We start from the raw sequence: 21140 nt of genomic DNA on the forward strand, positions 1-21140 counted from the left end.
CAGCGCCCCCGGACCGACCGTCAGCCCCGCAGCACCTCCGACAGCACTCGCGCCGCCCGCTCCACGTCACCGAAGCCCACGTACAGCGGCGTGAAGCCGAACCGCAGGACGTCCGGGCGGCGCAGGTCTCCGATCACGCCGCGGTCGATCAGCTCCCGCATCACCCGCGGCGCGTCCTCGCAGCGCAGCGCGACCTGACTGCCGCGTTCCGCGTGGGCCGCCGGAGTCAGCGAGGTCACGGACCCGGCCGGGACGTACGCCTCGACACACTCCAGGAAGAAGTCCGTCAGCGCCAGGCTCTTGGCCCGTACCGCGTCGATCGAGACCCCGTCCCATACGTCGAGCGACGCCTCCAGCGCCAGCATGGACAGGATGTCGGGGGTGCCGACCCTGCCCCGGACCGCGCCGGGCGCGGCCTCGTAGCCGAGGGTCATCGCGAACGGGTCCGTGTGCGAGTTCCACCCCGGCAGCGGGGAGTCGAAGCCGGCCTGGTGGCGCCCGGCGACGTACAGGTACGCCGGTGCACCGGGGCCGCCGTTCAGGTACTTGTACGTGCACCCGACCGCCAGGTCCACGCCGTGCTCGTCCAGCCCCACCGGCAGCGCGCCCGCACTGTGGCACAGGTCCCAGACCGCGAGCGCGCCCGCGTCGTGGATCGCCGCCGTCAGTCCGGGCAGGTCGTGGAGCCGGCCCGAGCGGTAGTCGACGTGATTGACGAGCGCGACCGCCGTCGTCGGCCCGAGGGCCGCGAGCAGGTCCGCGGGGTCGACGAGTACCAGCTGCTTTCCGGTCATCCGGGCGGCGGACTCGGCGATGTACCCGTCCGTGGGGAACGTGCCGGCGTCCACCAGGACGTCCGTACGCGCCGGGTCGTCGACGAGCCGCACGGCGCCCACCACCGCCTTGAAGACGTTGACACTCGTGGAGTCGCCGACCACGATCTGCCCCGGCGCCGCGCCCACCAGCGGCGCGATCCGGTCGCCGATCCGCTCGGGCGCCGTCCACCAGCCGCTCTCGTCCCACGAACGGATACGCAGCTCGCCCCACTGGCGCGTCACCACATCGGCGACGCGGGCCGGCACGTGCGCGGGCAGCGCGCCCAGCGAGTTGCCGTCCAGGTACACGGCCTCGTCGAGCGCGAAGAGCTTGCGCGCGGCGGCCAGTTCGTCTGCGGCGTCCAGCACCGCGGCCTTCCCGGCCAACGACTCAGACATGGCTGCGCGCCGTCCACAGCTCGGGGAAGACGTTCTTGCGGGCCCGCTTCTCCAGCCAGGAGACGCCCGCCGAACCACCCGTGCCGACCTTCGAGCCCATCGCCCGCCGCGTCGCCACGAGATGGTCGTTGCGCCATCGCCACACCAGCTCGCCGACGTCGGTGAGCGCCTCGCCGAGGCGCACCAGCTCGGAGTCCTGGTCCTCGGCGGCGTACAGCTCGGCCCACGCCCGCTCGACCTGCTCGGACGGCTCGTACTTCTGCGACAGGTCCCGCTCCAGCACCTCGGCCGGTATCGCGTGGCCCCGGCGCGCCAGCAGCCTGAGCACCTCGTCGTACAGACTCGGCTCGTGCAGGGCCTTCTCCAGCTCCGCGTGCACGCGCGGCGCGCCGCGGTGCGGCACCAGCATCGACGCGGACTTCTCGCCGAGCAGGAACTCCATGCGCCGGTACATGGCCGACTGGAAACCGGAGCCCTCGCCGAGCGCGTCGCGGTAGGCGTTGAACTGGGCCGGGGTCAGGTTGGCGATCGGCCGCCAGGAGGCGTTCAGCGCCTCCAGCTCCCGTACGGAGCGCCTGAGCGCGTCCATCGCCACGGGGACGCGGTCCTCCCGCAGCGCGCGGGCCGCGGTCTCCCATTCGTGGACGATCACCGTGAACCACAGCTCCATGACCTGGGTCGTGACCAGGAAGACCATCTCGCCCGGGTCGTCCGAACGGGGGTGCTGGAGGTGGGTGAGGACGTCCGCCTGGACGTAGTCCTCGTACGGAGTGGTGCCCGCGAAGTCCAGATTCGGGGCGGCGTCATGCGACATCGCTGTCTCCTCGACGAATCCGGGTAGCGGTCCGCCCCTTCCTGATCGGTGTGGGCCCCGGTCCCCACCGGCATCATAGGACGAGGTTCACACCGGCGGTCCGGTGAGATACGTCCCGTCCTCGCCGTAAGGCCAGGCGTTGGAGACGCAGCCGTTCAGGCCCTTGATCTGCTGCATCATCACCGGCGCGGGGCGGCCAGGGCCGGGGCAGCCCATGTGCTGCCGGATGCCGATCTCGTGCCCCACCTCGTGGTTGATGATCAGGTGCCGGTACTCGGCGGGTGTCCCGGCGAACGTGGGCGAGCCCAGCATCCACCGCTTCAGATTGACGACGACGCCCTCGACGGTCTCGCAGTTCAGCTCGCCGCGGGTGTTGAGGCCCTGGGCGAGGCAGAGCCGGTCGGCGGTGGCCGGGGTGGCGATCCTGATCACGAAGTCGGCGTCCGACGAGACGAGCTGGAACCGGCCGCGGCCGTGGGCGGCCCAGCCCCGGGGGTGGGCGAGGATGTCCTCGATCTCGGCCGCCGCCTGCCGCGCGGACAGGTCGATGCCGTCCTCGACCTCGACCTTGTAGCGGCGCAGCATGCCGGTGCCGGCCGCCGCGCCGGTGGCCTGCGCGGCGGTGAACGTCCCCTCTCCGGACGCGGGCACGTTCCGCGGCCCGCTCGCCTTCGGGGACGCCTTCGGGGACGCCTTGGGCGACGCGGTCCCGCCGGGGCGCGGCGAGACGGAGACGGACGGCTTCGGGTCGGCCTCGGGAGGATTCTCGGGAGAGGTCTCGGGGGACATCAGCGGTTCGGCGCGGGGCGTCTGCGACGGGGCCGCGGACGCGGCGCCGGTGCCGTCGCCTGTGCCACCGCTGCGCCAGTGGGCGAGGGCGGCGCCACCGCCGATGGACAGGACCCCGACGATCAGGCCGAGCACGAGGAGCGGGCCGAGCGGACGGCGACGCGCCCGGTCCCGGCGGGACGGGGCCCGGCGGCCACGTCCACGCCCGCGTCCGGTGGCGGCGCGCTTGCCCAAGACAGAACTCTCCCCTGGCTCGGCCGGCTTTTCTGGGGGAGAGGGTGGGGCCTCCACTCCGGCGGTGTACATCGGCTGCGGACGAGTAAATCGACAGCGCGTGCGATCGTACCCGGGAGGACGTGGCACGTGAGGCAGCGGTTCCCTGGCCCGGCCGGGTGCGGTGCGCCGATGGCAGACTTCAGCCATGAACCTTCACGAGAACCTGCTCGGCGGTCCGCCCCCGACCCACCTGCCGGAGAACGAAGAGGCCTACCGGATGCTCGCCGAGCAGTCCGCGACGCCTGCCGAGGTCGCCGCCGCGCACCCGACCTTCTCCCTGGCGTGGGCGATGCTGGCCGACGACGCCTTCGAGGCCGGGCATGTGGTGGAGTCCTACGCCTACGCCCGCACCGGGTACCACCGCGGGCTCGACGCCCTGCGCCGCGCGGGCTGGAAGGGCCACGGCCCGATCCCCTTCAGCCACCGCGCCAACCGCGGCTTCCTGCGCTGCCTGGCGGCTCTGGCGCGCGCCGCCGGCGCGATCGAGGAGAGGGAGGAGGCGGACCGCTGCTGGCAGTTCCTCAAGGACAGCAGCGACGAGGCCTACGCGGAACTGAAGCGCTAGCCCCGGCAGCGTTTCACCCGAGGCGTTCGAGGCGGGGGGCTCGGGGCACCAGCCCCGAGCACCCCAGCCCCGTCGGCGATTGAGGCGCGGGGTTCGTGGCAGAGCTCGGACGCGGTGCGTCGCAGCGGCCCCGACGGCAGCGCGGGGCCGGGCCCCGCGCAGACCGGGGCGTCACGCGTCAGGCTGCTCCTCACGGGACGGCTCCAGCGGCGGCGCCGACACCCCGCAGTTCATCCGGCACTCCGGGTGCGTGTGCTCCTCCGCCGGCGCCGGCGCCCTGACCATCGCCCAGGCGATCACGGCGCCCGCCACCAGCACCCCGGCGCACATCGGAATCGCACGCCGGAACGTCTCCCCGAACTCCGCCGCCGAGCGGTACGCCTCCGGGCCCATCCCCGCCAGCAGCGGCAGCGCCGCCACCGCGATCAGACCCGCCGCGCGGGCCGCCGCGTTGTTGATGCCGCTCGCGATCCCGGCCCGCGCGGTGTCCACGGACGCCAGGACGGTCGCGGTCAGCGGTGCCACCAGGGTCACCATGCCCATGCCCATCACCACCATGGCAGGCAGCACGTCCGCGACGTACGAGGCGCCCTCGCCGACCCGGAGCATCAGCATCGTCCCGGCGGCGCACAGCAGTGGACCGACGGTCAGCGGGATGCGCGGCCCGATCCGTTCCCCCAGTTCCCCGGACTTCGCCGACAGCAGGAGCATCAGCACGGTGGTCGGCAGCAGCGCCGTACCGGCGCCGAGTGCCGAATAGCCCGCGACGACCTGCAGCTGGAGCGCCACGAGGAAGAAGAATCCGCCGAACGCCGCGTACACGCACAGCGTCACCAGGTTGACCGCGGTGAACTGCCGGATCGCGAAGACGGACAGCGGCAGCATCGGCTCTGGCCGCCGCCGCTCGAGCAGGACGAAGGCCACCCCCACCAGCACGCCCACAAGCCCGGGCCACACCGTCGCGTCGATGAGCGCGTACGTCACCAGGCCCAGCGCCGCCGCGCCCAGCACCGCGCCCAGGACGTCGAAACGGCCGACCGCCCGAAGATCGCGCGACTCGGGGACGTGCCGCAGCGCCACCGGCACGCACAGCGCGGCCAGCGGCACGTTGAGCAGGAAGACCCAGCGCCAGCCGGGCCCGTCCACGAGCCAGCCGCCGACGAACGGTCCGACCGCCGCGCCGACGCCGCCGAGCCCCGACCACAGCCCGACCGCCCGGGCCCGGTCGTCGGGATGGAAGCTCGCCTGGATCAGGGCAAGCGATCCCGGGGTGAGCAGCGCACCGCCGACGCCCTGCAAGGCCCGGGCCGCGACCAGGATGCCGCCGTTCGGAGCCAGTCCGCACAGCAGCGAGCCGATGGCGAACCAGACGACGCCGAGCACGAAGATCCGCCGTCGGCCGTAGCGGTCGCCGAGCGCGCCCCCGAGGAGGATGAGACCGGCGAGCGTGAGCATGTACGCGTTGACGGTCCACTGCAGGACGGCCAGGTCGGCGTCGAGGTCCCGGCCGATCCGGGGCAGGGCCACGTTGACGACGGTCGAGTCGAGCAGCGCCATCCCGGAACCGAGGACGGTCGTGAGGACCACCCAGCGCCCCTGGGCCGAGGACAGCCTGATGTCCATACGGGCATCCTCCCGGCCCCCGCACCCGCGGGCTAGTCGAGGACGCCGCTTTCCCAGAAGATAGGCGAGGTGGGCCCGGCTCCGGCTGCCGAACTCGTCCGCGGCGGGGCGCTGAGGCCGCACGCCAGGGACACCGACGAGGGACAGCAGGAGGGCCCGGCACCGCGTCGCGGTGCCGGGCCCTCCGCACGGCATTACTTGATCTTGGTGCCGGTGGAGCGCAGAGCCGCACAGGCCTCGACCACACGGGCGGCCATGCCCGCCTCGGCCAGCTTGCCCCAGGTGCGCGGGTCGTAGGTCTTCTTGTTGCCGACCTCGCCGTCGACCTTCAGGACGCCGTCGTAGTTCTGGAACATGTGGGCCGCGACCGGACGCGTGAAGGCGTACTGGGTGTCGGTGTCGAGGTTCATCTTCACGACGCCGTTCTCCAGCGCGGTGCTGATCTCCTCGGCCGTCGAGCCGGAGCCGCCGTGGAAGACGAAGTCGAACGGCGCGGTCTTGCCGTACTTCTCGCCGACGCCCTGCTGGAGGTCCTTGAGCAGCTCGGGACGGAGGACGACGTTGCCCGGCTTGTAGACGCCGTGCACGTTGCCGAAGGAGGCAGCCAGCAGGTAGCGGCCCTTCTCGCCCAGGCCGAGGGCCTCGGCGGTGCGCAGCGCGTCCTCGACCGTGGTGTACAGCTCGTCGTTGATCTCGTGCGAGACGCCGTCCTCCTCGCCACCGGTCGGGGTGATCTCGACCTCGAGGATGATCTTGGCGGCGGCGGCCTGCGCCAGCAGCTCCTGGCCGATGGCCAGGTTGTCGGCGAGGGTCTCGGCGGAGCCGTCCCACATGTGGGACTGGAAGAGCGGGTTACGGCCGGCCTTCACGCGCTCGGCGGAGATGTCGAGCAGCGGACGTACGTAGCCGTCCAGCTTGTCCTTCGGGCAGTGGTCCGTGTGCAGCGCGACGGTGATGTCGTACTTCGCGGCGACGATGTGCGCGAACTCGGCCAGGGCGACGGCGCCGGTGACCATGTCCTTGTTGTGCTGGCCGCCCAGGAACTCGGCGCCGCCGGTGGAAATCTGGATGATGCCGTCGCTCTCGGCCTCGGCGAAGCCACGCAGGGCGGCGTGCAGGGTCTGCGACGAAGTCACGTTGATGGCCGGGTAGGCGAACTTGCCTGCCTTCGCCCGGTCGAGCATCTCGTTGTAGACCTCGGGAGTCGCGATGGGCATGTGTCCGCTCCTTGTGATGTGCGGGTATGTGGTGCTGGCCCTGACCTGGGGGCGACGTCATCGTCGCGGCCTATCTTTCCAGACTCTCCGCCCGGGTCCACAGAGCCCGTCGCGCCAGGATGCGCCAAGGGCGTCCTGTTTCACGTGAAACAGGACGCCCATCGACATCAGCGCAGGTCAGGATGGCCTCAGGCGAGACCGAGCTCTTCGAGCGAGTAGGCGTTGACGTAGGTCAGGCCCGCCTCGGCGATCTTCGGGGCGGCACCGCGCTCGACGATCACGGCGACGCCGACAACCTCGCCGCCCGCCTCCCGTACCGCCTCGACAGCGGTCAGCGGGGAGCCGCCGGTGGTGGAGACGTCCTCGACGACGAGACAGCGACGGCCCTTCACGTCCGTGCCCTCGATCCGGCGCTGCATGCCGTGCGCCTTGCCCGCCTTACGGACGACATAGGCGTCGAGCCGCCCGCCGCGGGCGGCCGAGGCGTGCAGCATCGACGTCGCCACCGGGTCGGCGCCCAGCGTCAGACCGCCGACGCAGTCGTAATCGAGGTGGGCGGTGGCGTCGAGCATGACCTGGCCGACCATCGGCGCGGCCTCGCCGTCGAGCGTGATCCGGCGCAGATCGATGTACCAGTCGGCCTCGATGCCCGACGAGAGGGTCACCTTGCCGTGCACCACGGCCTTGTCCTTGATCTGCTGGAGCAGCTCAGCGCGTACGTCAGTCATGCCCATGAGCTTAAAGCCGCCGCCAGGTCCAGGTCGTCGTGACCTCTAGCGGCTCGATCGGGGTAACGAGTTCGGGGTGGGTGTTCAGACCGTTCGGAGGGCCGGACTGCGGCTCCACGCAGACGGCCTCGGCCTGCTCGTCGTAGATCACCACCCACTCGGCGCGGCTCGCGACCGTCAGCTCCAGCTGCCCCGGCCACGTCAGGGTGACCGACAGGCCGTCGGGCATGCCGAAGCAGTCGTCCCACGGTCCGGGCAGCGGGTCGATACGGCGTCCCGTCGGCAGGTGGTCCTCGCCGCGCTCCTCCTGCCACGCCGGTGCGAAGTCGATCCGTACGTCCTCGCCGCTACCGAGGTTGCGCAGGAACCAGGGGTGCCAGCCGGCCTGGGCGGGGAAGGACGTCCCGTACGTCTCCACACCCATCGCGAGGGTCAGCGACTCAGCCGTCAGCTCGAAGGTCTGCGTGACCCTGCCGGTGTACGGCCAGGGTTCGGCGAGATCGTAGGTGAACGCGGCCTCGCTCTTGCCCGCCGTCGCGGTGCGCCAGGCGGTGTCGCGGCCGGTGCCGTGGATGGCGTGCGGAGCCGCGTTGAGCGGGAGTTGGTGGACGACGTCCCCGTTGCGGAACTGCCCCTCCCTGGTGCGGCCGCACCAGGGGACCATGGGGAACGAGCCGTACCGCTCCCCCTGGCGCAGCACCTCGATGCCGCCGATGCGCAGACTTCCGATGCGGCAGCCGTTCTCCGGATGCACGGTCAACTCGACGTCGCCGGCGCCCAGCCGGACGCTCTCTTCGCTACTCACACGACGACACTAGCCCGCACTACTTGCGTCGGCGCAGCACACGGCCCACGACGACCGCGGAAGCGAGCGCGAGCGCCGCGGCGGGCGCGATCCACCGCAAGGCGGCGCCGGAGCCGGACGCGTCCGGGCCCGGGGTCGGCGCGTAACGGCCGCGCGGGGGTGCGTGGTCGACCTCCTCGGCGCTCCGGCCGATCATGGTGCGCCGCGCGTGGGCCGCCTCGGCGGCGGGCTCCGCGGGGAGCTCCGACAACTCCTCCAGACCGTCCAGGTCGTCGAGGTCGTCCACGTCATCCACGTCATCCACGTCGTCGGCGGAGACCGCGGAGGCGTCGGAGGCATCGAGGCCGGCGGCCGGCGCATCGAGGTCGGCGAACTCGTCGTCGGCGTCCTGTCCGAGCGACGGCGGGGGTACCGGTCCGTCGAGGACGGAGGGAGCGCCGGGCGGGGCGCAGTCCGGCTCGGCGGGCTGCTCGGAGGACGCGTCCGCGTCCAGGGCGTCGTCGGACGCGTCCTCGGGCGACGCGCTCGCGCCGTCGGAGGCCGCGACCGCGAGCGCCTCGGCGAACCGGTCCAGAAGGCGGTGGGCGGCCGTCGTCCGCGCGGACGCCCCGAGGGCCGCGAGCCGGCCGTCGGCCGTCGACGAACCGCTGAACGTCAGCGTCGTACCTCCGTCGGTCGGCTCCGGGCGTACCGTCAGCACGATCTTCACCGAACCGCTGCCGCGCGCCTCCGCGCCGTCGCCCTCGGCCACGAAGGAGCCCTCCTGCTCCACGAGGTGCAGGGCGCCGCGGTAGGTGATGGTGTGGCTGCCGACCCGGACCTTGAGCCTGCCGGTCAGCGGCCCCGCCGCCCGGTCGGCGTCCTGTTGGAGCCCCGGAACGCAGCGGGCCACCCGGCCGGGGTCCCGCAGCACCTGTCGGAGGGTCTCAGCCGGAACGGGTACGAACACCTCATGCTCCATGGAAGCCGAGCCTACTCAGCCGGGCCCGCCGCGTCTGCCTTCGCGCGCCGGTTCGTCGGCGCAGCGCTGCGTGCGGGGCCTCAGGGGGCGCCTTTTGAACAGCCGGCGCCCGGCCGGTGACCTCAGCGGACGTATCGGGGGCGTACCAGGGTCGACGGTTCGAGGCCCGGCACGCGGGTGCGCTCGGCCGCCCGCCCGTAGGCGGCGAGTTCGGCGGCGAGCGGCGAGCGCAGCGGCGGCACGCCACGGTCCAGCACGAGCCGCGGGGCGCCGCCCGCCGAGGCGAGCAGGAAGCCCCCCCGGGGCGCGGTCGCGGTGCTGTTCCGGAACCGGTCGGGGCCCGTGTCCGCGCGGCCTCTTCCCCGCCCCGGACAACCGTTCAGGTACGCGGTGGTGGAGAAACCGGCAGCCCGCAGCGTCGCGTCGACCGTCCAGTACGTGTGCGGCCGGGCGGCGGGCCCCGCGTGGACGGCCAGGCGCCCGCCCGGTGCGAGGACCCGGCGGGCGAGACCGTAGAACTCCAGCGAGTACAGCTTGGTGCCGGCGGTGATGCCGGGGTCGGGGAGGTCCGAGACGATCACGTCGTACTGCCCTCGCTGCGCGCCGCGCAGCCAGGAGAAGGCGTCCGCGGTGACCACACGCAGCCTCGGGTCGTCGTAGACATGGCGGTTGAGCGCGGCGAGGGCGGGATCGGTGCGGGCGAGGCCTACGAGCCCGGCGTCCAGTTCGACGATGGTCACCGAGCCGACGTCCCCGTATCCGAGCGCCTCGCGTGCGGCGAGGCCGTCGCCGCCGCCGAGGATCAGCACACGCTCGTGCCGCCCGTTCATGGCCGGGTGGACGAGCGCTTCGTGGTAGCGGTGCTCGTCGCGGCCGCGCACCTTCAGCCACCCGTCGAGGTACAGGTCGGGCGCCTGGGACGGCCGGCCGGTGAGGACGACCTCCTGCACGCCGGTGTGCACGGCGACCCGCACCTGGTCGCCGTAGACCGCGCGGCGCGCGGCGCGCTCGAAGTCGCCGACGAGGGCTGTCGCCAGGGCGAGCAGCGCGAGCACCACCCCGTTCAGCACGAGCAGCCGCAGCCGCCAGCGCGCCGACATCTCCGCCCGGAACAGCCACAGCACGAGCACGGCGCCCGCCACGGCGTTGACCGCGCCGGTCGCCAGCGCGCCCGTCAGCTCGCCGAGCCAGGGCAGCAGCAGGAACGGGAAGGCGAGTCCGCCCACCAGCGCGCCCACGTAGTCGGCGGCGAACAGATCGGCGACGGTGCCCTCCGCGTCCCGTCGCGAGACACGCTGGATGAGCGTCATCAGCAGGGGTATCTCGGCGCCGATGAGAACCCCGATGGCCAGGGAGAACGCCACGAGCGCGACGCGGGACCCGCCCGCCCAGGCGAAAGCCGCGTACAGGACCATCGCGGAGGCGCCGCCGACGAGCGCGAGCACCGCCTCCAGCACCCCGAAGCCGACCGCGGCACGGCAGCGCAGCCGTTTGGCGAGCAGCGAGCCCACACCCATCGCGAAGACCATGACGGACAGCACGACGGACGCCTGGGTGACCGAGTCGCCGGTCAGGTACGAGGCGAGCGCGACGAGTTCGAGCTCGTACACCAGCCCGCACGCCGCGCAGACGAAGGCCGCGGCCAGCACGAGACCGCGCCCGGCGGCGGGGCTCACGGGCGGCGCCACCGCGTTGCGGGGTGGGGAGGTGCGCTGCCGGCCGATCATCCCCGCCACGCTACGTCACAGTCCACATCCGCCCTGTCACCCACAGGGGTTGACTACAGGGCCGCACGGTCCGGGCGGCGCTCCACACGCCGGCTCTGGGGGCCGTGGTGCCGCAGCACGCCGACCCGCGTACGCGTGACCACCAAGCGGCTCTCCTGCGGGTACGCGTGCCAGGTGCGCCAGCGCACCTGGTCCTCGACGCGCTGGGCCAGCATGGCGGTGAAGGCGTGCGGCGAGCCGGGAAAGGTGCCCGCGAGGCCATGGGGATGGTCGGCCACCAGCGCCAGCAGTTCCTGGGCCCGGACCGCGAACGACTGCTCCGACAGCGTCTCGACCCGGGCGGCGAACTCGTACTCCCAGTCGCCGAGCCGCTTGGCCACGCCGAGGGGCAGCGGCGTGCTGCTGCCCGGGATGCAGGCGACGGTCTCCGAGCACGAGCCGTCCTCCTGGTCCAGCAGCACCTGGTGGGACGCCCCGAGGAGTCGCAACTGAAGCCTGGAACCGAATAGTTCGAGGTCGAGGACGGCAAGGGCGGGCAGCGGCTCCCGGCCGAGCGCCCAGGCGAGGTCGTCGGCACGGGTGTCGGTGTAGGCGGTATCGATGGTCGTGAGCATGGGGTCGGCTCCGCATACGCGCTTCGGCGGGTGGACACGTGGACCTGACGCCCCGGAGACGGGGCGCACGACATGGGGGGTGGCCTGCTCGGGTCCACAGAAGGTCCGAGGGCTGGATGGTTCCAACAGGTTCCACAGTGAGGGAATCACGAATTACGCGACAACCACAGCCTTTTTACCCAACTTGGCATGGTTTCCATCCCCTCGGGGGCCAGGCGGTTCATGTGTTCAACGAATGACAGGGCCCGTGGGGCACGTGAAGTGCCGCCTCATCCTGGGCACTTGTGCGAGGAGCGGCCAACGCGAAGGTGCCCGGCGGGAGTTCACCCGCCGGGCACCTTCACCGGTCGCGGACCAGCTGCCCCGTGTCAGCTGCCTCCGCCACATCCACCCCCGCCGCCGCCGCACGAGGACGAGGAGCTGCCGCACGAGGAGGAGCCGCCGCAGGAGGAGGACGAGCTGCCGCCGTCACCCGCCCACCAGCTGCTCGACCCGCCGCTCCCGCTGCTCGACCCGCCGCTCCGGCGCCTCCGGCCGCTGCCGGTCCTCGCCGCGCTCCGGCCGGCGGACACGGCCACCACAAGGGCCACGACCACCACCAGCCCGACAGCCACAGCACCGAAAATCACCATCACACCCACCGTCCTTCGCATTCCCCCGGTGGGGGTACCTCCCAGGCCCGAAGGCTCTGGGGGAGAGTCCCCCGCGACGCTGCGCGACCGCTTCCTCTGGTCGTGTTCCTGTGACGCTCACCTGCGTGACAGGGGGATTCCCTCGGCCTCCCGGACCCAAAGCAGACTTGAGCAAGTCCAGAGGTTCGGCCCAGGATGGCGCCCATGACAGGACGCGAACCCGGATCACGACCGCTGCTGAACCGCAGGCTGGCGGAGTTCGGCACCACGATCTTCGCCGAGATGTCCGCGCTGGCGGCCCGGACCGGGTCGATCAACCTCGGACAGGGCTTCCCCGACACCGACGGCCCCGAGGCGGTCAGGGAGGCGGCGGTCCGGGCGCTGCGCGACGGACGCGGCAACCAGTACCCGCCCGGCCCCGGCATCCCCGAGCTGCGCACGGCGGTCGCCGACCACCAGCTCCGCCGCTACGGGCTCGTCCATGACCCCGACACCGAGGTCCTGGTCACCGCGGGCGCCACCGAGGCGATCGCGGCCGCGCTGCTCGCCCTGGTGGAGCCGGGCGACGAGGTGATCGCGCTGGAGCCGTACTACGACTCGTACGCCGCGTGCATCGCCATGGCGGGCGGTACGCGGGTGCCGGTGACCCTGCGCCCGCAGGAGGGGGCCTACCGGCTCGACCTCGACGAGCTGCGGGACGCGGTGACCCCCCGCACCCGGCTGATCCTGCTCAACACGCCGCACAACCCCACCGGCACGGTCCTGACCCGCGAGGAACTCGCGGCGATCGCGGCCCTCGCCGTGGAACGGGATCTGCTGGTGGTGACCGACGAGGTGTACGAGCACCTCGTCTTCGACGGCGAGCACGTGCCGCTCGCGTCCTTCCCCGGGATGCGCGGGCGCACGGTCACGATCTCGAGCGCGGGCAAGACGTTCTCCTTCACCGGCTGGAAGGTCGGCTGGGTGACGGCCGCACCCGAGCTGGTGAGTGCCGTCCGCTCGGCGAAGCAGTTCCTGACGTACGTGTCGGCGGGGCCCTTCCAGTACGCGGTCGCGGAGGCGCTGCGGCTTCCGGACACGTACTTCGACGGCCTGCGCGCCGATCTGCGCGCCAAGCGCGATCTGCTGGGCGCGGGGCTCGCGGCCGCCGGTTTCACGGTGTACCGGCCGGCCGGGACGTACTTCGTGACGACCGACATCCGCCCGCTCGGCGAGGCGGACGGCTTCGCGTTCTGCCGGTCGCTGCCCGAGCGGTGCGGGGTCGTCGCCATCCCGAACGCGGTCTTCTACGACCACCGCGAGCAGGGCGCCCCGTTCGTGCGGTTCGCGTTCTGCAAGCGGGCAGGCGTGCTGGAGGAGGCGGCCTCCCGACTCAAGACGCTGGCCGCCTGACAGCCACAGACGTACCAGCAAATGTACCGGCCACACGGCCTGGTTGCTCCGAGCCGCCGCGCTCCCGCACTCGACTGCCGCCTGGTCGACCGGGACACCGGTGATCAGCAGTCATATCACGCAGCCCGCCTGTCGGCGGACACGCTTCCATCAGCTATCAACCGGCGCCGCTAGGCCCGGTGACAGCGCCCCCGGATCATGCAGGACAGGGGCAGCAAAGAGTCATACCGGCCCCGAAGGATGCGAACCCGAGCTGGGCTCTACGAAGAAGGTGATGTGCGGGCAGTACCCCTCCTCGGTCAGCCAGGCGCGGGCCCGGCCGCGCTGTCGCTCATCGCGGAACCGGTGGTACCGGCTCCAGGAGCGTTCGTCACCAGCGAGGACGTCCTTGAAGCGCCGGAAGGCGCCCCGCCCACCGATGGCGATCCGCAGCCTGTCGGCAAGGGCGGCGTCCTCGACCTCTTCGATGAACAGCTCCATGTCCCGGTAACCGGCCCGGGACCCCAGAGCCGGCACGTACAGCCATCGCTCGGGGCCGTCGTCCTCCTCGGCCTCGGGCCCAGGCCCCGGCTCATCGGTGAACGCAGGCCAGCACTCCCCGGTGGACAGATCGATCCGGCCACCGGACTCGGCCGGGTCGCCCTCCAGCAGCATGGCGAGCATCTCCAGATCGACCGCGAGCGGGCGCAGGAGGGGGATCGCCGCGTCTCCCGTGGCCGCGCGCAACCGGTCCGCCAGCTCCTCATCGCCCCGGAAGCCGCGCTCCTGGAGCGCGCCGAGAAACAAGGCCGCCATCTCCGCAGCCCCCGGCAGGCCCTGCGCCGCGGCCCCGGCCACACCATCGCCGGCCAGCTGCAGCACCTCACGCACGGGTCCACGACGCAACGCCGCAAGCAACGCCACTCCGTCCTGCGCATGGAGCGCGCCACGCAGGGCCCGCAGCCCGTCCTCGCCCCATCCCTCAACCACGACCCCGACGGTAACGCGCCACCGAGGACGTACGACGCCGGGACCCATCGGATTACCTCCGCCCGGCTCCGTGCCAGTGCCAGCGCACTCGGCGCCTGGGGGCAGGCGGTGTTGCCCGGTCAGCGGCGCCGCTTGCGGCCGCTCTTGCCTGAGGAGCGCCGAGCCTTCCGGGCGCGGCCGACGCGGGCGCCGTGGGTACCCAGTGCCCGGGCCGCCAGCTGCCTGAGCTCGTCGAGTCCGGCCCGGTCCGGGTGCGCGGAGTCCGACGCGGCGGCAACCGCGTCCCTGGCCTGGGAGCCCTGGGCGCGCAGCGTCTCCTCGGCGCCGTCCCCGCCGCCCGCCAACTCCACGAGCTGAAGCAGGCTCTCGGCGAGCACCAGCAGAGACTCTGCATCGGTCATGTCCTCTGGGGACAGCAACTCACGGTGCGCCAGCGCGTTCAGCGCCAGCGGCGCCAGCTGTGTGTCTCGTCGCAGCGTGCGCAGCAGCCGCTCGCCCTCACCGTCCGGCAACGCCGCCAGCAGCACGTCGAGCATCGCCTGCATACGCGTGCGGAAGGTCATGGTCCTGACGGCGTCGGTCAGTTGCCGCAGGGCACCTTCCCGCTCGCCGCGGGCCGTGATCCAGCCGGCCAGCTCCGTACGGGCGGCGTCCGGGTCGTAGTCCTCGGCCAGCACCCCCAGCAGGCCGGCCGCCGGCGCCTGGGCCAGTTCACCGACCAACGGTGCGTCCCTGCCGGCCGCCAGCAACCGTTGTCGTACGGCCCGGGTACCGAGCTCGGTGAGACGGATGAGCTCGACCGGCCCGGCGGTCAGCTCCTCTCGCCGGGCATCGGCACGCTCCCGCGCCGCCGGTCCGTTGCCGCCCCCGCGACGCCCAGCAGCTCTGCGAGCTCCGGCGGCATGTCCGCGAGCAGCTCGGGACCGGCATCGGAGAGTTCGATGTCGAGGAACACCGGATCGGCCATCCCACGGTCACGCTCGATCGCGCCCAGGTCGTCCAGCAGGTCGAGCACCGCGCGCAGGTCCCGGTCCGCGTGCTCGAACCACATCCGGTGCTGAAGGTCCAACTCACGGCACAGAACGGCACGCCCCCTGGCCGATCCCGATCGACGAAAGACCAGGCCATCCCAGCCGGCTGCCCCGACCAGGAACGACCACGTCCGGCGACGGCGGTGCCGACGGCACGGGCACGGCCAGCGGGCAGTCCCTCGTCAGCGGGCGTCCGCCTCGAGCTCCGGACGCGGGAGTTCGTCGAGGTCGAGGGTGAAAGTGCGACCGTCGGCCAGGGGGATGGGGAGCTTGCCCGTGCCGTACTTGTGGGTGTGCGCCGCGATGTAACCGGTGCCGGTCGGCTGAGTGTGGAGGACGACTTCCTGGGCGTAGGGGTCCACGACCAGGTAGATCGGGATTCCGTAGCGGCCGTACTTCGCGGTGCAGTCGTCGTAGTCCTTGCGTGCGGAAGAGGTCGAGACGACCTCGGAGATCAGCAGGACGTCCTCGAAGCTGTAGCGCTTGCCTTCCTTGCGTGCGTCCTCGCGCAGGATCGCGAGGTCGGGGGCGGAGTTCTCGTCGGCGGGGAAGTCGATGTAGACATCGGAGGTGACCTTCGCGTGACGGCCAAGGGCAAGAGCGGAGTCGATCTGCATCGACCTGATGGTGCTGGAGTGCTCTTCGCTCTGCGGGGTCATGATCACCTTTCCGTCGGCCCCGAACAGGACCGTGTACCCCTTGGGGAACTCGGTGTGCACGATCGCGTCGACGCTCATGGACGGCTCCTTCCCGTGTGTGGTCAGGATACGACGGACAGTGCCGCGTCACCGAGCCCGTCGGTACGGCCGGCAGACCGGTCCGGACAGGTTGTGCGGCCGCCGGTTTCACGGTGTACCGGCCGGCCGGGACGTACTTCGTGACGACCGACATCCGCCCGCTCGGCGAGGCGGACGGCTTCGCGTTCTGCCGGTCGCTGCCCGAGCGGTGCGGGGTCGTCGCCATCCCGAACGCGGTCTTCTACGACCACCGCGAGCAGGGCGCCCCGTTCGTGCGGTTCGCGTTCTGCAAGCGCAGTGAGGTCCTCGAGGACGCGGTCGCGCGGCTGAAGTCCCTGGCCGTCTGAGGAACGCCGGTACGCACGAGGGCCCGGCGGTCTCCCGCCGGGCCCTCGCGTACGCGTGATGCGTCAGGCGTCGTCGGCCGGCTTCTCCTCGCCGGCCTCCTCGGCCTTCTCGGCCTTCTCCAGGCCCAACTGGTCGACGATGAAGCGGTCGAACTCGATCGACGCGCGCACCCAGCTGACCGTGGACGACACGAAGTGCTCCAGGCTGACGCCGGTGCCGATGAGCATCTGCGCCTCACCGATGAGGCGGAGGGACTGCTCCTTCGTCTCCTCGTCCTCGTGCAGGTGCGTGTAGACCTTCGGCCACAGGGTGCGGCGGTTCCAGTCGTCGATGGTGTCGAGGAGCTTTGCCCGGTCCTCGACCGCGTGCGGACGGTCGTAGAAGGTGCGCACCGAGAAGACCTGCTGCTCGTTCTCGCCGCGGAACATGAAGTACGTGCGGAAATCCTCCCACGGCGCCGCGAGGTCGCCCTCGTCGTCGACGACGTACTTCAGCTCCATCTGCTCGAGCAACTGCTTGACCAGGTCCTGGTCGGGAACGACGGGGCCCGCCGGTCCTGCGGCCTGGGGCTGGGGCTGGCCCCCGAAATTCGGAATCGAGGACGGATCGATGGTCACCGTGTATTTCCCTTCGTACGGATGCCGCCATCCTCTCCCATCCCCGCCCGTGCGTGGCAAGCCCCGCCACACCCGATCCGCTGCCGGCTGATCCCTCCGGGGGCTCCGCCCCCGCGCCCCGATCTCCCCCTACGGCCTGGCGGCCGTGGGGAGCCCGCACCCGCCAGGGCGCAGACGCACGGGGCCTGGGGCGAAGCTCCCCGAGGGGCGCCCCGCTCCCTTACTCCGCGCCGTCCCCCGTCGCCGCTCCCACGATCAGCTCGTCGCCGAAGCGGTCCACCCGTACCGTGTCGCCCTCCTTGACCTCCCCCGCGAGGATCTCCTTCGCGAGGCGGTCGCCGATCGACGTCTGGACCAGCCGGCGCAGCGGGCGGGCGCCGTACGCCGGGTCGTTGCCCTCGTCGGCGAGCCATTGCAGCGCCGCCGGGGTGACCTCGAGCGTGAGCCTGCGCTCGGCGAGGCGGCGGGCCAGCCGGTCGATCTGGAGCCGCGCGATGCGTGCCAGCTCGTCCTTCGACAGGGCCGAGAAGACCACCAGGTCGTCGAGGCGGTTGAGGAACTCCGGCTTGAAGGTGGCCCGCACCACCTCCAGCACCTGCTGCTTCTTCTGCTCGGCACCGGTCAGCGGATCGACCAGGTACTGACTTCCCAGGTTGGAGGTCAGGATGAGGATGGTGTTGCGGAAGTCCACCGTCCGCCCCTGCCCGTCCGTCAGCCGTCCGTCGTCGAGGACCTGGAGCAGGATGTCGAAGACCTCGGGGTGGGCCTTCTCCACCTCGTCCAGCAGCACCACGCTGTAAGGGCGGCGGCGCACTGCCTCGGTGAGCTGGCCGCCCTCCTCGTAGCCGATGTAGCCGGGCGGCGCGCCGACGAGGCGGGCGACGCTGTGCTTCTCGCCGTACTCCGACATGTCGATGCGGACCATCGCCCGCTCGTCGTCGAAGAGGAAGTCGGCGAGCGCCTTCGCCAGCTCGGTCTTGCCCACACCGGTGGGGCCGAGGAAGAGGAACGAGCCCGTCGGGCGGTCCGGGTCGGCGATGCCCGCGCGCGTACGCCGGACCGCGTCGGACACGGCCCGCACCGCCTCGCCCTGGCCGATCAGCCGCCGCCCCAGCTCCTCCTCCATGCGCAGCAGCTTCTGCGTCTCGCCCTCCAGGAGGCGGCCCGCCGGGATGCCGGTCCAGGAGCCGACCACGTCCGCGATGTCGTCCGGGCCGACCTCCTCCTTGACCATCGTGTCCTTGGACGCCTCCTCCTCGGCCTCGGACGCGGCCTCCAGGTCGCGCTCCAGGGCCGGGATCTCCCCGTAGAGCAGCTTGGACGCGGTGTCGAAGTCGCCGTCGCGCTGGGCGCGCTCGGCCTGGCCGCGCAGGTCGTCCAGCCGCTCCTTGAGCTCACCGACGCGGTTGAGGCCCTGCTTCTCCTTCTCCCAGCGTGCGGTCAGCCCGCGCAGCTCCTCCTCCCGGTCGGCGAGGTCGCGGCGCAGCTTCTCCAGGCGCTGCTTGGAGGCGGGGTCCGACTCGTTCCTCAGCGCCAGCTCCTCCATGCGCAACCGGTCGACGGCGCGCTGCAGTTCGTCGATCTCCACGGGCGAGGAGTCGATCTCCATGCGCAGCCGGGAGGCTGCCTCGTCGACGAGGTCGATGGCCTTGTCGGGCAGGAAGCGTGAGGTGATGTACCGGTCGGAGAGGGTCGCGGCGGCCACCAGCGCGGAGTCGTTGATCTGCACCTTGTGGTGGGCCTCGTAACGGCCCTTGAGGCCGCGCAGGATCGCGACGGTGTCCTCGACCGTCGGCTCGGCGACCAGCACCTGCTGGAAGCGCCGCTCCAGCGCCGGGTCCTTCTCGATCCGCTCGCGGTACTCGTCGAGGGTGGTGGCGCCGACCATGCGCAGCTCGCCGCGGGCGAGCATGGGCTTGAGCATGTTGCCGGCGTCCATCGCGGAGTCGCCGCCTGCGCCGGCGCCGACGACGGTGTGCAGCTCGTCGATGAAGGTGATGATCTGCCCGTCGCTGTCCTTGATCTCGGACAGCACGGTCTTCAGCCGCTCCTCGAACTCACCGCGGTACTTCGCGCCCGCGACCATCGCGCCGAGGTCGAGCGCGACGAGCCGCTTGTCGCGCAGCGACTCGGGCACGTCGCCCTTGACGATGCGCTGGGCCAGGCCCTCGACGACGGCGGTCTTGCCGACGCCGGGCTCGCCGATCAGCACGGGATTGTTCTTGGTGCGCCGCGACAGCACCTGCACGACGCGGCGGATCTCCTGGTCCCGGCCGATGACCGGGTCGAGCTTGCCCTCGCGGGCGGCCGCGGTGAAGTCCGTGCCGAACTTCTCCAGCGCCTTGTACTGACCCTCGGGGTCGGGCGTGGTCACCCGGCGCCCTCCTCTTGCCTTCTCGAACGCGTCCAGCAGCTTCCTGTCCGTGGCACCCTGCCCGGACAGCACTTCCCCGGCCTGCCCGCCCTTGGCGGCGATGCCGATGAGAAGGTGCTCGGTGGAGACATAGTCGTCGCCCAGCTCCTTGGCGCGCCGGCCGGCGTCGGCGATGACGGCGAGCAGCTCGCGGTTGGGCTGCGGCGGCGCGACGGTGGAGCCCGTGACGCTGGGCAGCGACGCGAGGAGGCGCTCGGCCCCGGACCGGACGGCGGCCTGGTCGGCGTCGACGGCGGCCAGCAGGTCGGTGATGTTCTCGTTCTCCTGCCCCGCCAGGAGGGCGAGCAGCAGGTGCGCCGCGGTCAGGTCGGCGTGCCCGTCCTGTACGGCCCGGTTGCTCGCCGCATTGATCGCGTCACGGCTCTTGTTGGTCAGCTCGGCGTCCACGTGCCCTCTCTCCTCCTTGCTGATGGGCTCTCCCCAGCTATGACTGAGTCAACCTGCACAAAGTTGAGTCTACTCCACTCAGGGTGTTGACGGACAGCCCGCGGAGGTAGGTTCCGCCCCATGGCCATCGATCCCCGCGACCCCGGCGCGTCCTACCTCGGCTTCTGGCGCGAGTACCACATGTCCACCCTGACCACCCCGCGCCCGGACGGCACGCCGCACGTCGTGGCGGTGGGAGTGACGTACGACCCCGAGGGCGGGACACGCGGGCTGGCGCGGGTGATCACCAACAAGCACAGCCGCAAGGTCGCCAATGTGCTGGCCGCCGGCCCGCAGGGCGCACGGGTCGCGGTGTGCCAGGTGGACAAGGGCCGCTGGGCGACGCTGGAGGGCGTCGCGACGATCCGCACGGAGCCGGAGGTCGTCGCCGACGCGGTGAGCCGCTACGCGGAGCGGTACGGGCGTACCCCGACGCCCAACCCGGACCGCGTCGTCATCGAGATCGCGCTGACCCGCGCGATGGGCCGGGCGTAGCCGGCCGCGCACCGGAGCGCCCTGCGGAAGGGTCTCCGGGCAGCACAACGGCGCCATCGTGTTTCAGGTCCACGATGGCGCCGCTGTGTGGGGGAAGCACCCAAGCGATTTGAAACGACGGGGGAATCGCTCAGGCACTGCGGGGGGTGGCGGTGGTGCCCGGTTCGACGAGCTGGTGATCACGCGCGTCGAGGTTGACGAAGATCATGCCGTACCGGATGGCGCAGCGGACGGGCTGCGGGGCTCCCCGCGGCCGGCGCAGGCACCGGTAGGCGCGGACGTCCTCGTCCTCTTCGCGGGCGACGACGATGGGCTCTCCGAACAGGGTGACCATCAACGAGTCGCCACGGTGGGGGATTGCCGTGACGAGGTCGATGAAGTGCCACCCGGAGCGATATGCCGTCGCCATCTCCCGTCGGAAGACCCTGTCGTCCGGGGGTATGGTCATGCGTCCGCCTTCGCGGGCGGGGCGTCCCAACCGCTGTCCGGCGGCCCGGCGACGGCCTGCACACTGTCCCAACCGCTGTCCGCCGGGAAGTCGGCCAGATGGAACCCCGTGGCACCCAAGACGCCGAACGCCACGGTCACAGAGAAGACAGCGGCAAGCACCGAGCGAAGCATTCTTTCGCGCATAGTCGGCTTCGTCCTCACTTGATGGTTTCTTCTCCCCCGCATCACAAGACGATGGCTCATTCAGGCATGTCAATGCCACAGGGTCGATGCATC

At 71.8% G+C, this 21140-nt stretch carries 20 protein-coding genes and 1 pseudogene; 4 read left to right on the top strand and 17 right to left on the bottom strand.

Features of this window, described 5'->3' with window-relative positions:
* Positions 1–20 precede the first annotated feature (20 nt).
* From kynU to QFZ82_RS19390, 3 genes are all read right to left on the bottom strand, one after another.
* Positions 21–1214, bottom strand: a complete 1194-nt coding sequence (gene kynU, locus QFZ82_RS19380; protein ID WP_307714372.1) for a kynureninase — start codon at positions 1212–1214, stop codon at positions 21–23.
* Positions 1207–2028 carry a tryptophan 2,3-dioxygenase family protein gene (locus QFZ82_RS19385; RefSeq protein ID WP_177149706.1) on the bottom strand — a complete coding sequence of 274 codons (822 nt, stop codon included), beginning with the start codon at positions 2026–2028 and terminating at the stop codon, positions 1207–1209. The genes kynU and QFZ82_RS19385 overlap by 8 nt, the downstream gene beginning before the upstream one ends.
* Before the next feature lie 87 nt (positions 2029–2115).
* Entirely contained in the window at positions 2116–3051 is a 936-nt protein-coding gene (locus tag QFZ82_RS19390) for a DUF3152 domain-containing protein (protein WP_307714373.1), read from the bottom strand.
* 187 nt (positions 3052–3238) lie between these two features.
* Between QFZ82_RS19390 and QFZ82_RS19395 the strand changes: the two genes are divergently transcribed.
* Positions 3239–3658, top strand: coding sequence for a DUF3151 domain-containing protein (locus QFZ82_RS19395; protein WP_177149708.1), 420 nt, complete (start codon positions 3239–3241; stop codon positions 3656–3658).
* A 171-nt stretch (positions 3659–3829) separates the two neighbouring features.
* On the opposite strand, the gene QFZ82_RS19400 is transcribed toward QFZ82_RS19395, so the two are convergent.
* The 7 genes from QFZ82_RS19400 to QFZ82_RS19430 form a co-directional block, all read right to left on the bottom strand.
* Positions 3830–5281 carry an MFS transporter gene (locus QFZ82_RS19400; RefSeq protein WP_307714374.1) on the bottom strand — a complete coding sequence of 484 codons (1452 nt, stop codon included), beginning with the start codon at positions 5279–5281 and terminating at the stop codon, positions 3830–3832.
* Between the two features lie 194 nt (positions 5282–5475).
* Entirely contained in the window at positions 5476–6498 is a 1023-nt protein-coding gene (fbaA, locus tag QFZ82_RS19405) for a class II fructose-bisphosphate aldolase (RefSeq protein ID WP_177149710.1), read from the bottom strand.
* Positions 6499–6686: 188 nt separating this feature from the next.
* Positions 6687–7226 carry an orotate phosphoribosyltransferase gene (gene pyrE / locus QFZ82_RS19410; RefSeq protein ID WP_307714375.1) on the bottom strand — a complete coding sequence of 180 codons (540 nt, stop codon included), beginning with the start codon at positions 7224–7226 and terminating at the stop codon, positions 6687–6689.
* Positions 7227–7236: 10 nt separating this feature from the next.
* Complete coding sequence (locus QFZ82_RS19415) at positions 7237–8031, bottom strand: aldose 1-epimerase (RefSeq protein WP_307714376.1); 795 nt, start codon at positions 8029–8031, stop codon at positions 7237–7239.
* A 19-nt stretch (positions 8032–8050) separates the two neighbouring features.
* Positions 8051–8992 (bottom strand): SRPBCC domain-containing protein, encoded by a 942-nt coding sequence (locus tag QFZ82_RS19420; protein WP_307714377.1) that lies wholly within the window; start codon positions 8990–8992, stop codon positions 8051–8053.
* A gap of 122 nt (positions 8993–9114) precedes the next feature.
* Positions 9115–10719 (bottom strand): polyamine aminopropyltransferase, encoded by a 1605-nt coding sequence (locus QFZ82_RS19425; protein ID WP_307714378.1) that lies wholly within the window; start codon positions 10717–10719, stop codon positions 9115–9117.
* Between the two features lie 53 nt (positions 10720–10772).
* Positions 10773–11333, bottom strand: a complete 561-nt coding sequence (locus tag QFZ82_RS19430; RefSeq protein WP_307714379.1) for a DUF2617 family protein — start codon at positions 11331–11333, stop codon at positions 10773–10775.
* 836 nt (positions 11334–12169) lie between these two features.
* Between QFZ82_RS19430 and QFZ82_RS19435 the strand changes: the two genes are divergently transcribed.
* Complete coding sequence (locus QFZ82_RS19435) at positions 12170–13357, top strand: pyridoxal phosphate-dependent aminotransferase (RefSeq protein WP_307714380.1); 1188 nt, start codon at positions 12170–12172, stop codon at positions 13355–13357.
* A gap of 222 nt (positions 13358–13579) precedes the next feature.
* Here QFZ82_RS19435 and QFZ82_RS19440 read toward each other — a convergent pair whose 3' ends face one another.
* From QFZ82_RS19440 to QFZ82_RS19455, 4 genes are all read right to left on the bottom strand, one after another.
* Positions 13580–14326 carry a UPF0158 family protein gene (locus tag QFZ82_RS19440; protein ID WP_307714381.1) on the bottom strand — a complete coding sequence of 249 codons (747 nt, stop codon included), beginning with the start codon at positions 14324–14326 and terminating at the stop codon, positions 13580–13582.
* A gap of 119 nt (positions 14327–14445) precedes the next feature.
* Complete coding sequence (locus tag QFZ82_RS19445; protein ID WP_307714382.1) at positions 14446–15048, bottom strand: hypothetical protein; 603 nt, start codon at positions 15046–15048, stop codon at positions 14446–14448.
* A gap of 89 nt (positions 15049–15137) precedes the next feature.
* Positions 15138–15395, bottom strand: coding sequence for a hypothetical protein (locus QFZ82_RS19450; protein WP_307714383.1), 258 nt, complete (start codon positions 15393–15395; stop codon positions 15138–15140).
* A 144-nt stretch (positions 15396–15539) separates the two neighbouring features.
* Positions 15540–16094 (bottom strand): Uma2 family endonuclease, encoded by a 555-nt coding sequence (locus QFZ82_RS19455; RefSeq protein WP_307714384.1) that lies wholly within the window; start codon positions 16092–16094, stop codon positions 15540–15542.
* An 89-nt stretch (positions 16095–16183) separates the two neighbouring features.
* Here QFZ82_RS19455 and QFZ82_RS19460 point away from each other — a divergent pair.
* A pseudogene (locus tag QFZ82_RS19460) lies at positions 16184–16441 on the top strand (aminotransferase); the annotation flags it as partial.
* A 63-nt stretch (positions 16442–16504) separates the two neighbouring features.
* Here QFZ82_RS19460 and QFZ82_RS19465 read toward each other — a convergent pair.
* Together QFZ82_RS19465 and clpB are read right to left on the bottom strand one after the other, a co-directional pair.
* Positions 16505–17059, bottom strand: a complete 555-nt coding sequence (locus QFZ82_RS19465) for a YbjN domain-containing protein (RefSeq protein ID WP_307714385.1) — start codon at positions 17057–17059, stop codon at positions 16505–16507.
* Positions 17060–17279: 220 nt separating this feature from the next.
* On the bottom strand, positions 17280–19880 hold the full coding sequence (clpB, locus tag QFZ82_RS19470; RefSeq protein ID WP_307714386.1) for an ATP-dependent chaperone ClpB: 2601 nt from the start codon (positions 19878–19880) through the stop codon (positions 17280–17282).
* A gap of 120 nt (positions 19881–20000) precedes the next feature.
* Between clpB and QFZ82_RS19475 the strand changes: the two genes are divergently transcribed.
* A complete protein-coding gene (locus QFZ82_RS19475; RefSeq protein ID WP_307714387.1) occupies positions 20001–20414 on the top strand; it encodes a pyridoxamine 5'-phosphate oxidase family protein in 414 nt (137 codons plus the stop codon).
* Positions 20415–20544: 130 nt separating this feature from the next.
* Here QFZ82_RS19475 and QFZ82_RS19480 read toward each other — a convergent pair whose 3' ends face one another.
* Positions 20545–20862 (bottom strand): (2Fe-2S)-binding protein, encoded by a 318-nt coding sequence (locus QFZ82_RS19480; RefSeq protein ID WP_307714388.1) that lies wholly within the window; start codon positions 20860–20862, stop codon positions 20545–20547.
* Between the last annotated feature and the right edge of the window lie 278 nt (positions 20863–21140).

Origin of the sequence: Streptomyces sp. V4I23 (assembly GCF_030817975.1) — a bacterium.
Lineage (GTDB): Bacteria > Actinomycetota > Actinomycetes > Streptomycetales > Streptomycetaceae > Streptomyces.

Bases quoted from the DNA above. Each gene is read 5' to 3' on its own strand.
- kynU (WP_307714372.1), bottom strand. From the start codon at position 1,214: ATGTCTGAGTCGTTGGCCGGGAAGGCCGCGGTGCTGGACGCCGCAGAC.
- QFZ82_RS19385 (WP_177149706.1), bottom strand. From the start codon at position 2,028: ATGTCGCATGACGCCGCCCCGAATCTGGACTTCGCGGGCACCACTCCG.
- QFZ82_RS19395 (WP_177149708.1), top strand. From the start codon at position 3,239: ATGAACCTTCACGAGAACCTGCTCGGCGGTCCGCCCCCGACCCACCTG.
- QFZ82_RS19400 (WP_307714374.1), bottom strand. From the start codon at position 5,281: ATGGACATCAGGCTGTCCTCGGCCCAGGGGCGCTGGGTGGTCCTCACG.
- fbaA (WP_177149710.1), bottom strand. From the start codon at position 6,498: ATGCCCATCGCGACTCCCGAGGTCTACAACGAGATGCTCGACCGGGCG.
- pyrE (WP_307714375.1), bottom strand. From the start codon at position 7,226: ATGACTGACGTACGCGCTGAGCTGCTCCAGCAGATCAAGGACAAGGCC.
- QFZ82_RS19420 (WP_307714377.1), bottom strand. From the start codon at position 8,992: ATGGAGCATGAGGTGTTCGTACCCGTTCCGGCTGAGACCCTCCGACAG.
- QFZ82_RS19425 (WP_307714378.1), bottom strand. From the start codon at position 10,719: ATGATCGGCCGGCAGCGCACCTCCCCACCCCGCAACGCGGTGGCGCCG.
- QFZ82_RS19430 (WP_307714379.1), bottom strand. From the start codon at position 11,333: ATGCTCACGACCATCGATACCGCCTACACCGACACCCGTGCCGACGAC.
- QFZ82_RS19435 (WP_307714380.1), top strand. From the start codon at position 12,170: ATGACAGGACGCGAACCCGGATCACGACCGCTGCTGAACCGCAGGCTG.
- QFZ82_RS19455 (WP_307714384.1), bottom strand. From the start codon at position 16,094: ATGAGCGTCGACGCGATCGTGCACACCGAGTTCCCCAAGGGGTACACG.
- QFZ82_RS19475 (WP_307714387.1), top strand. From the start codon at position 20,001: ATGGCCATCGATCCCCGCGACCCCGGCGCGTCCTACCTCGGCTTCTGG.
- QFZ82_RS19480 (WP_307714388.1), bottom strand. From the start codon at position 20,862: ATGACCATACCCCCGGACGACAGGGTCTTCCGACGGGAGATGGCGACG.